Origin of the sequence: Xanthomonas fragariae (assembly GCF_017603965.1) — a bacterium.
Taxonomy (GTDB): Bacteria; Pseudomonadota; Gammaproteobacteria; order Xanthomonadales; family Xanthomonadaceae; genus Xanthomonas; species Xanthomonas fragariae_A.
In genome coordinates, this window is the sequence record NZ_CP071955.1 from 4,039,686 (window position 1) to 4,053,912 (window position 14,227).

Genomic DNA, 14,227 nt, shown 5'->3' on the forward strand with positions numbered 1-14,227 from the left:
CTCATGCATGAGACGCCCTGCTGCAAGATCGACCACCGTCGGCAGTGAGCCAGGGACTGATGGCATGCGACAATACTGCACGCGCCGGTTCGGTTATATTCAGCGGTGTGCCAGCTACTCTATGACGTTGCAATTCTGTTAAAGGCCTCGATGACGGCGTCCGCATCTCCTGTCGTGCAGTTATCCGGTGTCCGCATCGATCGCGGCGGGCGGACGATCCTGGGTGAGGTTTCGCTCGACGTGCCGCGCGGCAGCATCACCGCCGTGCTTGGTCCCTCCGGGAGCGGCAAGTCGACGTTGCTGGCTGCGCTGACCGGCGAACTGCGTCCTGTCGCTGGCACGGTCGCCTTGTTCGGCAACCAGATTCCACGCGGTAGCCGGGCGCTGCTCGAGATGCGCCGCAATGTCGGTGTGCTGTTGCAGGGCAACGGCTTGCTGACCGACCTGAGCGTGGCCGACAACGTCGCATTGCCGCTGCGCACCCACACCCGTCTACCGGCACCGGTGCTGCAACGTCTGGTGCAGATGAAACTGCATGCTGTGGGCTTGCTGGCTGCGGCCGATGCCTGGCCGCGCGAGCTGTCCGGCGGCATGGCGCGACGCGTGGCGTTGGCACGCGCGCTGGCGCTGGACCCACCGTTGATGATCTACGACGAACCGCTCACCGGCCTGGACCCGATCGCCTCGGGCGTGATCATGAGCCTGATCCAGCGACTCAACGACAGCCTTGGCCTGACCAGCATCATCGTCAGCCACCACGTACACGAGACGCTGCCGATCAGCGACCAGGCAGTGGTCATCGCCAATGGCGGCATCGTGTTCGCCGGCACGCCCGAGCAACTGCAGGACAGCACCGATCCGCTGGTGCAACAGTTCCTGCATGGCCAGCCGGACGGCCCGATCGCTTTCGATGCCGCGCCGCGTCGCGACCGGAGTGCTGCCTGATGGCTGTGGTCGCTTCGATTCGCGCGTTCGGCCGTGCCGGACTGTTCTCGCTGACTGTGCTGCGCGGCTCGCTGCCCACGCGCGATTTCATCTCCGAGCTGGTGCGCGAGATCTACAAGGTTGGCGCGCGTTCGCTGCCGATCATCGCCGTCGGCGGCGCCTTCGTCGGCTTGGTACTGACCTTGCAAGGCTATCGCACCCTGACCACCTACGGTGCGTCGGATGCGTTGTCCACCTTGCTGGGCCTGTCGCTATACCGCGAACTGGCGCCGGTACTGACTGCCCTGCTGTTCATCGGCCGCGCCGGCAGTTCGATCGCCGCCGAGCTCGGTTTGATGCGCGCCACCGACCAAATCAAGGCGCTGGAACTGATGGCCATCGACCCGGTCGCCAAGGCCGTGGCTCCCCGGTTCTGGGCGGCGGTACTGACGGTGCCGCTGCTGACCGGCGTGTTCTGCTCGCTGGCGATCACCGGCGGCTATTTCGAGGCCGTGCACGTGCTGGGCATCGACAACGGCACGTTCTGGTCGGGGTTGAGCAATAGCGTTGACTTCTGGGAGGACTTCGGAGTGGCGATGCTCAAGTCGGCGATTTTCGGCGGCACCGCCGCGCTGGTCGCCGCCTATGTGGGCTTCCATGCCGAACCGACCATCGAAGGCACCTCGATCGCCACCACCCGCGCGGTGGTGAACGCCTCGTTGCTGGTGCTGATGTTCAACTTCGTTCTTTCAGCAATGTTGTTTAGGTGAGTGGAATAACTATGGCCATGCGTGGACCACGACTCGAATTCGCCGTCGGCGCCTTTTTGCTGCTGACCCTGGCCTCGCTGCTGGTGTTGGCGGTGGCATCGACCAACCAGCGCTGGGGCTTGGGTTCCAGCCAGTACACGCTAACCGCGCGCTTCAGCCAGATCGGCCAGCTGCGTGCGCAGGCACCGGTGAAGATAGGTGGCGTGACCATCGGCAAGGTGTCCGATATCGGCCTGGATCCGACAAAGTTCGACTCGGTGGTGACGCTGTCGCTGGACACCAAATACAAGGATCTACCCGCCGACACCTCGGCCGGCATCTTCACCAGTGGATTGCTTGGCGAAAGTTATGTCGGGCTGCAGCCGGGCGGCGACCCGGAAACGCTCAAACCGGGCGAAGAAATCGGCTTCACCCAGCCCGCAGTGGATCTGCTGCAGCTGGTCGGCAAGTACATGTTCAGTGGCGGTGGTGATAAATCCGCCGCAGACGGCCAGGCGCCAACGCCTGCCCAGACCGCTTCCCCCTCTACGGAACCGCACCAATGAAAACCACCCTGATTTCCGCCATCCTGGCCTCGACCCTGCTGGTATGTGCACCGGCCACCGTGCTGGCACAGTCCGCTGCCGCCAGCGCTCCTGCGCAGGGCGCGGCAACCAAGACCGTCATCGACAGCAGCACCCGCATCATGGGCACGCTGGAACAGCGCCGTGCCGAGTTCCGCAGCAATCCGGTCGCGCTGCGCCAGTACATCGACGGCGAATTGAGCAAAACCTTCGACCGCGACTATTCGGCCCGTCTGGTGCTGGGCGTACACGGCCGCGGCGCCTCGGATGCGGACATCAAGCTGTTTGCCGATGCGCTGGCCGACAACCTGATGCAGCGTTACGGCACCGCGTTGCTGAACTTCGAAGGCAAGCCGAACTTCCGCGCCAAGTCCGAGAGCGCGCTGCCGGGCAACCGCGGCGTCAAGGTCTCCACCGATCTGCTGCGCGCCGGCAACGACCCGACCCCGGTCGATTACCTGATGCGCAATACCGGCGGCCAGTGGAAGATCTTCGACGTGATGATCGAAGGAATCTCCTACGTGCAGACATTCAAGAGCCAGTTCGACGGCCCGCTACGCGAGAAGGGTATCGCCAAGGTCGCCGCAGAGCTGCGTAGCGGCAACCTGCAGGTCGGTGCGGCACCGGCCAATGGCAAGTAACAGTTCCGTGCAACGCAATGGCGAGGCGCTGGTGCTCACCGGTGTGCTCGACCGTGCGGCGGTCGTCACAGCCTGGCCGCAGGCGATCGCGCAATTGAACGGCGTGCGCACGCTGGACCTTTCCGGCATCCAGCGCCTGGACAGTGCCGGCGTGGCGATGCTGTCCGAACTGGCTGCGCGGTTGCGCGGCAACGGTTCCGGTCCTTTTTCGGTGATGGGCGGGGCGTCCGGTCTGGACGAATTGCGCGCCGCTTACCGTTTGTCCCCTACCCTCGATTTTCAGGCCTGAGCGCCACTCCATGACCCAGTTCCGCTGCTTTCCCCTGTTGGCCTGCCTGTTGCTTCTTGGTGCCTGCGCCAGTCAAGCGCCCAAATTCGCCCCACCGTCGGCCAGCGCCGGCACCGCACCGGCCCAGGCGCCGGTGCGCGACGACGCCGGAATGACCGCGCAGCCGACCGCGGCTGGTGCCGCTACGCCGGATACGCTGCCTGCCACCGCCGCGCCTGCCGACCAGGCCATTGCGGATGCTGGTGCTGGTGCTGGTGCTGGTGCTGGTGCTGGTGCTGGTGCTGGTGCGCAGGGTGCGCCTACCGCCGCCGAAGGCGACTTCGATGCGTTATATGGCACGACCACGCCGCAGACCGATGCCAACGGTGCGCCTGCACAGCCCGGTGCGGCGCCGTCCTACGATCCGTGGGAGCACTACAACCGTGGCATGCACCGCTTTAACATGGCGGTGGACCGTGGCGTGGCGCGTCCGTTGGCGACCGCCTACACCAAGGTGGTGCCGCAACCGGCGCGCCTGGGCGTGACCAACTTCTTCGACAACCTCGGCACGCCGCTGACCATGGTCAACCAGCTGCTGCAGGGCCACCCGGTGTTTGCGGTGCAGTCGCTGGGCCGTTTCGTCATGAACACCACGCTGGGTGTGGCCGGTCTGTTCGATCCGGCGTCTGCGGCAGGTATCCCGCGCCGTAGCGAAGACTTCGGTCAGACGCTGGGTGTCTGGGGTTGGCGCAATTCGCGTTACTTCGAGTTGCCGCTATTCGGGCCACGCACGGTGCGCGACACTGTCGGCCTGGGCGGCGACATTCCGCTGTCACCGTTGCGCCAGATCGACGACAGTGGCCTGCGCTTCGGATTGCAGGGCTTGCAGCTGGTGGATACGCGCTCGCAGCTGATGTCGCTAGATTCGCTACGCGACCAAGCACCTGATGAATACGCACTGACCCGCGATGCCTGGATGCAGCGCCGTAACTATCAGATCGTGCGCGACCTGCCCAGCCATCGTGAAAAGAAAAACGAGCTACCCGACTATCTGCGCGAAGACAAGGACAGCACGGTGCCGGTGGATGCGATGCCGATCCCGCAGTGGATTCGTTGAACGGATGAATTGGTGGGCTGCAATACACACAAAAGCTCGGGAACGATCTCGGGCTTTTGTGTTGATGAAGCCAACACTGCCACTTTGGCGCTGCACACTTGTTTGCATGTATCAGGGCTTGTCAGGCTACACGTAATGTTCAAGACGTGACCTGCCGCGAGTTGAGGACACTCTAAAAAACCCAAGAAACGAGACATTCGCATCGAACCTCTGGTAAACACAGTTAATTTTCATCGGGTGCAATGTCAGAAACCGAGGTTTTTAGAGGTTCCGTTGAATGGAGAGCGAACTGTCACCGCCCATTTAGCTCCCGGAATGCAAGCGTCTGCATAAGAGCTTATTCCGTACCAAAGAGCGAAAACGCATTGATTTTCATAGTGTCTAACTTACGTAAAAATCCCCCTCATGCCTGCTCATCGGCACCGGCTGCCATCGCTGATTCGTGGCTCTCGAAGAACCGTTGATCATCGCCCTTGGCGATATATGACGTGTACTCCGACTGCTGAATGAAGTGCCGCTTGTAGAGATCTGCTACAGATGCCAACGCCGCATTCACTGCATGACGCAGGTGTGCATCGTCGGCGGGGACATCGGGGGCGAAGCGATCGATGACCTGGCCGTCGCGGCCGATCAAGAATTTTTCGAAGTTCCACAGCACGCTCGGTGCCGGGTTGGGCGCGATGCCGTAGCCGGCCAGCTCTTTGCGCATCGGACCGTCGCCAGCAGGCAGGCGCTGGTCATTGCCTGGTACAGCGGATGGATGTCCGCACCGGTGATGGCGATCTTGCAAAACATCGGGAACGTGACGTCATAGGTGAGCTGGCAAAACTGAGCGATATCCGTAGAGCGCGCTGAGCATAACCGCGCTGGGCAGACGCGAGCGATACCGAGATTTTTCGCATGCACCGGATACGCGCAATCGAATGCGGACATGCGTGCAAGAGGCGCGTGCCTGTCGTGCCGAATGCGACGCGAACGATGCATCGCCATCATTGGCATCTACCATGCCAATGCCACGCAATTCAGCCGCGCAGCGACATTATTTAGAGTGGCTAAGAAACCCACTGCGCAGCCGCCAGGTGGTGGATGCGGACGGCGCGAAGAAACCGGAGTGTACGCGTGGTACATGCCGATTCCGAGCACTGACCGCGCCCGCCTGGCGGTGAGCGCAGTCGTTTTGTTAGCCGCTATATAAGGGCCTCATCGCGCCCGAGGGCGCTCCTACGTCGTCCTCTCTCCTCTGCGGTGCCGTTGGCACGCAAGTAGTGGCAGTGCCGCATTGCGGCACACAGCCGGATTACTCCTGCTCGTGATTGTTGTCTTCTTCGCTACTGCTAGCCGTGTCGTCGCTATCGGCATCGTCCAGCACTGCTTGCGAGTGCTCGCTGGACAAGGTTTCCACACCACGCAAACGGCGCTCGATGGTGCGGGTTTTGCGGCCTGCATCGCCCAGGGTCTTGCCGACGGTGTTGATCTGTCGTTCGGCCTTTTCCAGGATGCCGGCGAATTTGCCGAACTCGCTCTTGACCGCGCCGAGCACGCCCCACACTTCGCTGGAGCGCTTCTCGATGGCCAGGGTGCGAAAGCCCATCTGCAAACTGTTGATCAACGCGGTAAACGTGGTCGGGCCGGCAATCACTACGCGGTGTTCGCGCTGCAAGACATCGACTAGGCCGGGGCGGCGGATGGTTTCGGCGTACAAGCCCTCGGTAGGCAGGAACATCACCGCAAAATCGGTGGTGTGCGGCGGGCAGACGTATTTGTCGCTGATCGACTTGGCCTGGATGCGGACTGCGCGCTCCAGCAAATTGCCGAGCACGCGGATCTGTTCGATATCGCCGGCTTCCTGTGCGTCGAGCAGGCGCTCGTAATCTTCGCGCGGGAACTTGGAATCGATCGGCAGCCACACCGGGGTGTCTTCGTGGCCACGGCCTGGCAGACGCACTGCGAAGTCCACCGCCTCGTTGCTGTCCGGGCGCACCCGCACGCTGCGCGAATACTGCTCGGCGGTGAGGGTCTGCTCGAGGATGTTGTCCAGCTGCACTTCGCCCCAGCCACCCCGGTGCTTGACGTTGGTGAGTACGCGCTTGAGATCGCCCACGCCGGTGGCCAGCTGCTGCATTTCGCCCAGGCCGCGCTGCACTTGTTCCAGCCGTTCGGATACGAGTTTGAAGGAGGCATCCAGGCGCGTGTTGAGCGTGGTCTGCAGTTTTTCATCGACGGTGGCGCGCATCAGTTCGAGCTTGCTGGCGTTGTCGTTCTGCAGATTGGCCAACTGCTGTTCCAGCGTGGCGCGCATCTCGCCGATGCGCAATTCGTTGCGCTGGGTGAGCTCGTTCAAGCGTTGGCCCAAGGCGTCGGTGAAGCGCTGCTGCGACTCACCGGCCTCCTGCCGGCCCTTGCGGGAATCTTCGGCCAGCGCTTGGCGCAAAGCGGCCATATGGGTGTCGGTCCGCGCGATCAGTTCGGTCAGTTGCTGGCCGAACACGTGGATGCGGGTTTCCTGTTGCTGGTCGAAGCCTTCCAGTTGAGTGCGCAGTTCGGTCAGGCGCAGGGTGAGCAGTTCGGCGGTGCGTTGTTGGGCCTGGCCGCTTTCTGCGCGTGCCTTGCGTGCGTCTTCGCCCAGCGCGTCGCGTAGTAGGGCCAGGCGCTGATCGGTGCGCGTGGACAATTCGGTGAGGTTGCGCGCGAAGGTCTCCAGGCGGCCGTCCTGCTGCCGCGCCAGGCCTTCGAGCTGCTCGCGCAATTCGCCCCGCCCGTCGCGTTGCTCGGCGCGCAGTGCCAGCTCCAGGCCGCTGGTGGAGGGACGTCGCAACAGTGCGATCAGCTGCAACACGAGGACTACGACGAGTAGTCCGAGAAGGATCAGGGATTCGGATGCCATGCGTGCAGTGTAGCGGTGCCGGTCGCAACAGCTGCGTCAGTGACGCGCGCGTTGCGGTGTCGGTCGTCGATGCAGCGGTATGGCAATCGCGATGGTCACTCGGGCGTGGTCGCCTACGCGTTGGCCGAGTGGGCGATTGTGGGGGGCGCTGCTGCGATGATTCACTGAACCGGCGCGCAGCAGACGCATCGCAGTGCGCCGGGCAGTCGCGCATCCAGCTCAACTTGCCGCATTCATCAGCAAAGACCCACATGCTGGAAATTTACGCAAAGCCGACTTCGATCAACGTGCGCAAGGTGCTTTGGCTGTGCAAGGAGTTGGCGCTGGACTACACGCTGCACGCGTATGGCAGCGGATTGGAGTCGGTCGATAGGCCGTCGATAGGCCAGAGTTTCGCGCGCTCAATCCTGACAGGCTGGTGCCGGTAATCCGCGATGGCGATATGGTGTTGTGGGAAATCGAACACGATTTGTCGTTATCTCGCCACGCCCAGCCAACGCAAGGATCTGCTACCGAGCGCGCCGGTCGCACGTGCGGTGGTCGAGCAATGGATGGATTGACAAGCGACCGAACTCAACACCGCCTGGCGCCATGCATTCATGGCCAGCGTGCGCGGCAACGCGGCTGTGGTTCCGGATCGGCATGGCGGCCACCGCGCTGGTGCTGCTGTGGTTCAACTTCTGGGGCCACGACGCTAACGGCGCGGCGCCGCGCTTGCTTGACTGGACTGGCTTTGCTGCCGATATGGTTGGTTTTGGCGGTGCTTGGGCAGTGCAGTTGATCTATCGCAACGTGCGCCCGCCGCATCGTCCGTCCGTCCGTCCAATAAACGATGCGGCATGTCTGCGTTGTGCGGTCGACACGGCGGCGCGCTTTGGCGGCATGACCTTGCACAGATAGCTTTGCTGCTGCGCCTTGGGCGACACTCGCGAATTCTTCAGATTTCTACGAGGTCCGCATGTCGTCTTGGCTCAGGCGTAAATCCATCGATCAGGTCACCGTGCACGAAGCCGGCCGGCAGCTGGTCCGCAGCCTGAGTTGGCCGCATCTGATCGGGCTCGGCATCGGCGCGATCGTTGGCACCGGCATCTACACGCTGATCGGCGTGGGTGCGGACAAGGCCGGCCCTGCGGTGCTGTTGTCGTTCGTCGCCGCCGGCATCGTGTGCGCCTGCGCGGCGCTGGCGTATGCGGAAATGGCGACGATGATGCCGGCTGCCGGCAGCGCCTATACGTACAGCTACACCGCACTCGGCGAGAGCATCGCCTGGGTAGTGGGCTGGAGTCTGGTGCTGGAATACTCGCTGGTGGTGAGCACGGTGGCGGTGGGGTGGTCCGGCTATTTCGTCGGCTTCCTGCAATGGCTGGGTGTACAACTGCCACACGCCTTGATCGCCGGGCCGCACGCCGGCGGCATCGTCAACCTGCCCGCGGTGGTGATCACTTTCCTGGTGGCCGGCGTGCTGATTGCCGGCACCAAGGAAAGCGCCACGCTCAACGCGGTGTTGGTGGTGCTGAAGATCGTGGCGCTGGGCGTGTTCGTGGCGATCGCGCTGCCGGCGTTCGACAGCGCCAACCTGCAGCCGTTCATGCCGTATGGCTTCTCCAAGGCGGAAGGGCCCGATGGCGTGGAGCGCGGAGTCATGGCCGCAGCGGCGATCATCTTCTTCGCATTCTATGGCTTCGATGCAATCTCCACCGCGGCCGAAGAAACCAAGAACCCGGGACGCGATCTGTCGATAGGCATCGTCGGTTCGATGATCGGCTGCACGCTGATCTATGTACTGGTGGCGCTGGCGGCGGTGGGCTCCATGAGCTTCACCGTGTTCGGTAAGAGCCCGGAGCCGTTGGCGCTGATCCTGCGCGAACTCGGCCACGGCAAGGCGGCGTTGGTGATCGGTGCGGTGGCGATCATCGCGCTGCCGACGGTGCTGCTGGCGTTTCTGTACGGGCAGAGCCGCATCTTCTTCGTGATGTCGCGCGATGGCTTGCTGCCGCGTGGGTTGTCGAAGGTCGACGTACGCACCGGCACGCCGGTGGCGACCATGTTGTTCACGGCGGTGTTGGTGGCGGCGTTGGCGGGTGTGGCGCGAATGGATGAAATCGCAGCGTTAGCCAATGCCGGAACCTTGGCTGCGTTTACCGCAGTAGCCGCGTGTCTGCTGGTGCTACGGGTGCGCGAGCCAACGCGTACGCGCTCCTTCCGCACGCCATTGGCGTGGGTGGTAGGGCCGGTGGCGATCGGCGGCTGTCTGTATCTGTTCTGGAGTTTGCCGAGTAAGACGCAGCTGTGGTTTTTGGTTTGGAATGTGATTGGGGTGGTGGTGTACGTGGCCTATGGGCGACGCAATAGTCGGTTGGGTAAGGCTGGGTGAGATGGACTCCTTGAGTCTCGTCGGGACATTGACCCCAGCATGGAGTGGAGGTGGCGGGTAGCGCCGGATCAGCGTAAGGCAGTGGCGAGAATGCTGGCCTCCCCCCCCTCCCCCCCCCACCACTAAAAACGTTTACATGCTAGCCATCGGCTTTGGTCGTGCTCGGTTGAATGAGCCAGCGGGTTGCTAGCGCTGGTTGCTGGTACCGGTGCCGCGACGTGCGCGGCGCAGCGAATACAGCGAGTGGTCGGCGCGATCGACCACCGCCGCCAGCGCTTCACCCTCCTGGCGTAGGGCGGTGCCCAGGGTGAACTGGATCGGCGCAGCGTCGGCGGCCGCCATGTAGTCGCGCGCCAACGCGTCCAGCTGCGGCTGGGTGGGCTGATGCAGCAGTACCAGGAATTCGTCGCCGCCCAGGCGCACCAAGCGGTCCTGATGACGCAGCGGCTGGTTGAGGAACCAGGCCATCTGCACCAGTACCTCGTCGCCGCGCTGATGGCCGTGGGTGTCGTTGACCAGCTTGAACTTGTCCAGATCCACCACGATGCAGCCCCAGCGCATGCTGGGGTCACGCTTGTCCAGCTCGTCCAGGAAGCGGCGGTTATAGCAGTTGGTGAGCGGGTCGGTAAACGACCATTCCAGCAGCTGCTTTTCCTGCTGATGCTGGTTGGTGATGTCCTGAGCGTGCGCCAGCACGATGGTGGCGTCCGATTCCACATCGAGCACGTTGCGATACTGCCAGTGGCGCAGGCCGCCATCGCCGGCGATTAGCTCGATCACGCCCGCGTCCTGGCCATCGAGCACCATGCGCGACAGATAGCCGCGCACCGCGGCGTGGTGTTCCGGGCGCACGAATTCCAGCATGTAGCGGCCTTCCATGTCGTCCACACTGCGGCCCAGCGAACGCGCCGCGGCCGGGTTGACGCTGACCAGGCGGCCTTCCATGTCGTGGGTGAAGATCAAGCCCAGGCTGTACTGGAACATCTTGCGGAACTTGCGCTCGCTGGCGGCCAGTGCGTCGACCGCACGATGGCGGTCGGTGACGTCCTGGACGGCACCGATCAGGCGCATCCGCCCGTTCACATGCTCCACCGAGCCGGTGCTGTGCACCCATAAATGACGGCCAGTGGCACTGACCAGCGGCAGCTCCAGATCCCACGGCGTACCGTCGCGCACGCAGGCCTCGACCGCCTCGGTGATGACCGCCCGCGCTTCCAGCGGATAGAACGCAATCGCCTCGCCCAGGGCGGGCCGGTAACCGGGCGGCACGTCGTGCAGGCGGCAGGTCTGGTCCGACCAGCTCAGCGTGCCGCTGGCCAGGTCCACTTCCCAGCCGCCGACTCCGGCGACCCGGCCGGTGCGCTCCAGGAACGCTTCGCTCTCGCGCAGGCGCTGCTGCAGTTGGTCATTGGCGGCCTGGCGCTCCAGCATCACCCGGCGCTGCTCCAGGCCTTCGGCGGCAACCTTGGCCAGTTGCTGCAGGGCCTGCAACTGCGCCGGCTCCAGCGCACGCGCGCGTTGATCGATCACGCACACGGTGCCCATGCGCAGTCCGTCGGGCAGCACGATCGGCGCGCCGGCGTAGTAGCGGATGCCGGGCGCATCGGTGACCAGAGCGTTGTCGTGGAAGCGTGGGTCCGACGGTGCATCGCGCACTTCCATCACCGCATCGCCCTGAATGGTGTAGGCGCAAAATGCCAGCTCGCGTGGGATTTCGGAGACCCCTGGCAGGCCGATATTGGCCTTCCACCATTGGCGGCGTTCGTCCACCAATGAAACAAGCGCGATCGGGGTGCCCGCGATGACCTGCGCGGCAGCGGCCAGCGCATCGAAGAACGGTTCGGCGTCGGTATCGAGCACCTGCAACAAGGCAAGACGCGCTAAGCGCTGCGCCTCGGTGAAGGTGGATGACACGGCGGTATCGCACTGATTCAACGGAAAGCTCGCTCGTCCCCGGCCAGTCTGCCCAGTCTAGCGGACTGGGCATACGCGCTAAGCCTGCATTACGTGCGCCACTACGCAAGTTACGTTGCGCGTGCCATCGATGCGTACCGTGCCAGCTCAGTCGGCGCTGTGCTCCCCGGTTGCAGCAGGGTCGTCGCGCATCTGCAAGGCCAGATACAGGCGCATGCAATCGTCGGTGCGGGTCAGGTCCACCCTACATAGTTACTGGATGCGCTGCGTGCGGTCATCCAGCGTAGTGCGGTGGATCGCCAGCGCCTTGGTGGTTGGCGCCATGCGCATGCGGGCACCGAACCAAACCGACAGCGTCTTCAACAATTGGCCACGGCGTTAAACACCACCGGCCGATGCGCAGCGTGGCGCGCGTCGTTCGCGCGCACCAGGCATGCAAACCTACCCCGTGCCGCGTCAGGACGAGCAGCATGAGTGCGGCCCGTGCGACGCATCCGCGCGCTGTCGTCACTGCACTTGTTCAACTGCAGGCACTTGCGCCAACGCCCGGCCCACCTGCAGCGCCGCAGCGACGTTGCGCACGGCGATACGCACGTTGCTGGCGGCCTCGGTCAGGGCTTGCTCCAGCGTGCAGACACGATGCACCACCGCGAACATCACCGCGATGCCATGGCCATGCAGCAGCCAGGCGCCGTTGCGCAGGCAACCGGCAATGGCGATCACCGGTTTGCCGTGTCGCTGCGCCACCCGCGCCACGCGGACGGGGGGTCTTGCCGTGCAAGCTCTGGCAGTCGAGACGGCCTTCGCCGGTGATGACCAGATCGGCCTCGGCTACCAGCGCATCCAACCCAAGCGCCTGGCCGACGATCTGCACACCCGGTCGCAGCTGCGCACCCAGGTAGGCCACCGGCGCCGCACCCAGGCCAACGGCCGCGCCGCCACCGGGTAGGTCGTGCAAGCGCACTCCCAGGTCGCGTTGCAACACGTCGGCGTAGTGCTGCAGATTGGTATCGAGCTGGCGGACCATGCTCGGGGTGGCTCCCTTCTGCGGGCCGAACACCGCCGAGGCGCCGGTCGGGCCGATCAGCGGGTTGTCCAGATCGCAGGCCACCTCGAACTGACAATCCTGCAGGCGCACGTCCAGACACTCGGTGTCGATGCGCGTCAGTGCCGCCAGTGCACCGCCGCCCGGGCCGATCGCTTCGCCTTGCGCATCCAACAGTCGCGCGCCCAATGCCTGCGCCAGCCCGGCGCCGCCGTCGTTGGTGGCGCTGCCGCCGATGCCGGTGATGAAGCGCCGCGCGTCTGCATCCAGCCCGGCCAGGATCAACTCGCCCACACCTGCGGTACCGATGCGCAGCGGCGCGCGCTCGGCCGGCGACACCAAGGCCAGGCCACTGGCGGCAGCCATTTCGATCACCGCGGTGCGGCCGTCGACGATCAGGCCGAAGAACGCCTGCACCGGGGTGCCGAGCGGGCCGCTGACCGTGTAGTCGATCACCCGCCCGCCAGTGGCGGCGACCAGCGCGCCGACCGTGCTTTGGCCGCCATTGGCGACCGGCACCTTAGCTGCAGTGCCGGTCAGGGAAAACCTCGCGGACGCCGGCCTCGATCTGGATGGCCACCTCCATCGCGGACAGGCTTTCCTTCTACGAATCGGGGGCGATGACGATCTTCATGGGAACACTCGCTTGTACGGACGCATCACTGGTTCACCGCCCGCGCCGACACACGCAGTACCAGCGCGGTGCTGTGAGTGGTGTCCTGGATCCAGCCCATCAGGTACGGGCTGACGAAGCCGGCGACCTGGCCGGTGGAATTGATTAGTGCCAGCCCACCTGCGGCGGCGGCGGCGCTGAGAAAACCGTTGATCAGCGGCCAGAACAGTGGCAAGCCGCTGACCGCACCCATCGTGGCCAAGGTCATGCCGAACAAGGCCAGGCCCAGGTTGTCGGTGACGCTGGCGGCAATGCACAGCCCCGCCGCGCCCACCAGCAACGCAATCACCAGATGCCAGCGCGCGCGTCGCGGCGGTCGGCCGAGCGCCTCACCCCCACCATGAACACCGCTGCGGCCAGGTACGGGATGGCGCTCATCAGGCCGATCCGGTTCGGGTCGGTGACGCCGTTAGCCTGGATGATCGACGGCAGCCAGAAGTCGATCGCATACACGCCGCTCTGGATGCAGCCGCTCTGGACGCAGAAGTACACCGTACCCAGCAACCACACCGCCTGGTTGCCCACCAGCGCGCTCAGCGAGGTGAACGCGCCGGCCGGCTTGCACGCCTCGATCTGCCAGCGCGCGCGTCGCTGAAAAATGGCTGAAGATCCAGCCCGACAACGGCCCGCCCAGCACCCCGGAGTTCGGGATGGCCGACATGAACATGGTCATCACCCGGCCGTGCTGAGCGCGCGGTAACCAGCACGTCAGATACAGCACGATGCCGGGGTACGCACGAACATCAGACAGGTCGACAACAGGCCCCAGCTGACCATCATGATCGCCACCCATATGCGCGCGCCGATGCCTTGCAGGATCAGGTTGCTGGGCACCCCGCAGGCCAGATAACCAATGAAGAAGATGCCCGCGCCCAGACCGTAAATGGCCTGGCTCATGCCTAAGAGCGGCTACAAAACGTAGCGAGCAGTCGATCAGATGAGTGCGGACGGCGCGCAGGAACGGAGTGTACGCCCGGTACATGCCGATTCCGAGCACCGGCCGCGCGCCCCTGGCGGTGAGCGCAGTCGTTTTGTTAGCCGTTCTTAAGTCGCC

The 14,227-nt window shown here is 64.3% G+C and carries 9 protein-coding genes, 2 other RNA genes and 6 pseudogenes; 9 read left to right on the forward strand and 8 right to left on the reverse strand.

Annotation, left to right across the window (positions count from 1 at the left end; genetic code table 11):
• Window positions 1–150 precede the first annotated feature (150 nt).
• The 6 genes from J5I97_RS19275 to J5I97_RS19300 are packed head-to-tail and all read left to right on the forward strand — an operon-like array spanning window position 151 to window position 4,283.
• Complete coding sequence (locus J5I97_RS19275; protein ID WP_208588217.1) at window positions 151–945, forward strand: ABC transporter ATP-binding protein; 795 nt, start codon at window positions 151–153, stop codon at window positions 943–945.
• Window positions 945–1,694 (forward strand): MlaE family lipid ABC transporter permease subunit, encoded by a 750-nt coding sequence (locus tag J5I97_RS19280; RefSeq protein WP_208588219.1) that lies wholly within the window; start codon window positions 945–947, stop codon window positions 1,692–1,694. The genes J5I97_RS19275 and J5I97_RS19280 overlap by 1 nt, the downstream gene beginning before the upstream one ends.
• Window positions 1,695–1,705: 11 nt before the next feature.
• Window positions 1,706–2,239 (forward strand): outer membrane lipid asymmetry maintenance protein MlaD, encoded by a 534-nt coding sequence (mlaD, locus tag J5I97_RS19285; RefSeq protein WP_208588221.1) that lies wholly within the window; start codon window positions 1,706–1,708, stop codon window positions 2,237–2,239.
• The gene (locus tag J5I97_RS19290) at window positions 2,236–2,898 is read left to right on the forward strand and encodes an MlaC/ttg2D family ABC transporter substrate-binding protein (RefSeq protein WP_208588223.1); all 663 of its coding nucleotides are present in this window, start codon (window positions 2,236–2,238) and stop codon (window positions 2,896–2,898) included. Before mlaD ends, J5I97_RS19290 begins: the two co-directional genes overlap by 4 nt.
• Entirely contained in the window at window positions 2,888–3,187 is a 300-nt protein-coding gene (locus J5I97_RS19295; protein ID WP_208588225.1) for an STAS domain-containing protein, read from the forward strand. Before J5I97_RS19290 ends, J5I97_RS19295 begins: the two co-directional genes overlap by 11 nt.
• Window positions 3,188–3,197: 10 nt before the next feature.
• The gene (locus tag J5I97_RS19300; RefSeq protein ID WP_208588226.1) at window positions 3,198–4,283 is read left to right on the forward strand and encodes an MlaA family lipoprotein; all 1,086 of its coding nucleotides are present in this window, start codon (window positions 3,198–3,200) and stop codon (window positions 4,281–4,283) included.
• Between the two features lie 529 nt (window positions 4,284–4,812).
• On the opposite strand, the pseudogene J5I97_RS19305 reads toward J5I97_RS19300, so the two are convergent.
• The 3 genes and pseudogenes from J5I97_RS19305 to rmuC all read right to left on the reverse strand — a co-directional run.
• Window positions 4,813–5,123: pseudogene (locus J5I97_RS19305) on the reverse strand (glutathione peroxidase); the annotation flags it as partial.
• 210 nt (window positions 5,124–5,333) lie between these two features.
• A non-coding RNA gene (locus J5I97_RS19310) (sX9 sRNA) lies at window positions 5,334–5,411 on the reverse strand.
• Between the two features lie 169 nt (window positions 5,412–5,580).
• Window positions 5,581–7,167, reverse strand: a complete 1,587-nt coding sequence (gene rmuC / locus J5I97_RS19315; protein ID WP_208588227.1) for a DNA recombination protein RmuC — start codon at window positions 7,165–7,167, stop codon at window positions 5,581–5,583.
• Window positions 7,168–7,418: 251 nt separating this feature from the next.
• On the opposite strand from rmuC, the pseudogene J5I97_RS20740 reads away from it, so the two are divergent.
• From J5I97_RS20740 to J5I97_RS19330, 3 genes and pseudogenes are all read left to right on the forward strand, one after another.
• Window positions 7,419–7,793: pseudogene (locus J5I97_RS20740) on the forward strand (glutathione S-transferase); the annotation flags it as partial.
• Window positions 7,774–7,986 (forward strand): annotated as a pseudogene (locus J5I97_RS19325) (hypothetical protein); the annotation flags it as partial. The pseudogenes J5I97_RS20740 and J5I97_RS19325, both read left to right, overlap by 20 nt.
• Window positions 7,987–8,125: 139 nt before the next feature.
• Complete coding sequence (locus J5I97_RS19330; RefSeq protein WP_208588228.1) at window positions 8,126–9,541, forward strand: amino acid permease; 1,416 nt, start codon at window positions 8,126–8,128, stop codon at window positions 9,539–9,541.
• A 186-nt stretch (window positions 9,542–9,727) separates the two neighbouring features.
• Here J5I97_RS19330 and J5I97_RS19335 read toward each other — a convergent pair whose 3' ends face one another.
• The 5 genes and pseudogenes from J5I97_RS19335 to J5I97_RS19355 all read right to left on the reverse strand — a co-directional run bounded on the left by J5I97_RS19335 (window position 9,728) and on the right by J5I97_RS19355 (window position 14,155).
• Window positions 9,728–11,476, reverse strand: a complete 1,749-nt coding sequence (locus J5I97_RS19335; protein ID WP_208588233.1) for a sensor domain-containing diguanylate cyclase — start codon at window positions 11,474–11,476, stop codon at window positions 9,728–9,730.
• A gap of 126 nt (window positions 11,477–11,602) precedes the next feature.
• Window positions 11,603–11,833: pseudogene (locus J5I97_RS19340) on the reverse strand (helix-turn-helix domain-containing protein); the annotation flags it as partial.
• A 129-nt stretch (window positions 11,834–11,962) separates the two neighbouring features.
• A pseudogene (locus J5I97_RS19345) lies at window positions 11,963–13,086 on the reverse strand (glycerate kinase).
• 73 nt (window positions 13,087–13,159) lie between these two features.
• Window positions 13,160–14,076 (reverse strand): annotated as a pseudogene (locus J5I97_RS19350) (MFS transporter); the annotation flags it as partial.
• A gap of 4 nt (window positions 14,077–14,080) precedes the next feature.
• A non-coding RNA gene (locus tag J5I97_RS19355) (sX9 sRNA) lies at window positions 14,081–14,155 on the reverse strand.
• Window positions 14,156–14,227: the final 72 nt, after the last annotated feature.

Coding starts and splice junctions, on each gene's coding strand:
- rmuC (WP_208588227.1), bottom strand. CDS start 7,167: ATGGCATCCGAATCCCTGATCCTTCTCGGACTACTCGTCGTAGTCCTC.
- mlaD (WP_208588221.1), top strand. CDS start 1,706: ATGGCCATGCGTGGACCACGACTCGAATTCGCCGTCGGCGCCTTTTTG.
- J5I97_RS19280 (WP_208588219.1), top strand. CDS start 945: ATGGCTGTGGTCGCTTCGATTCGCGCGTTCGGCCGTGCCGGACTGTTC.
- J5I97_RS19300 (WP_208588226.1), top strand. CDS start 3,198: ATGACCCAGTTCCGCTGCTTTCCCCTGTTGGCCTGCCTGTTGCTTCTT.
- J5I97_RS19330 (WP_208588228.1), top strand. CDS start 8,126: ATGTCGTCTTGGCTCAGGCGTAAATCCATCGATCAGGTCACCGTGCAC.
- J5I97_RS19275 (WP_208588217.1), top strand. CDS start 151: ATGACGGCGTCCGCATCTCCTGTCGTGCAGTTATCCGGTGTCCGCATC.
- J5I97_RS19295 (WP_208588225.1), top strand. CDS start 2,888: ATGGCAAGTAACAGTTCCGTGCAACGCAATGGCGAGGCGCTGGTGCTC.
- J5I97_RS19290 (WP_208588223.1), top strand. CDS start 2,236: ATGAAAACCACCCTGATTTCCGCCATCCTGGCCTCGACCCTGCTGGTA.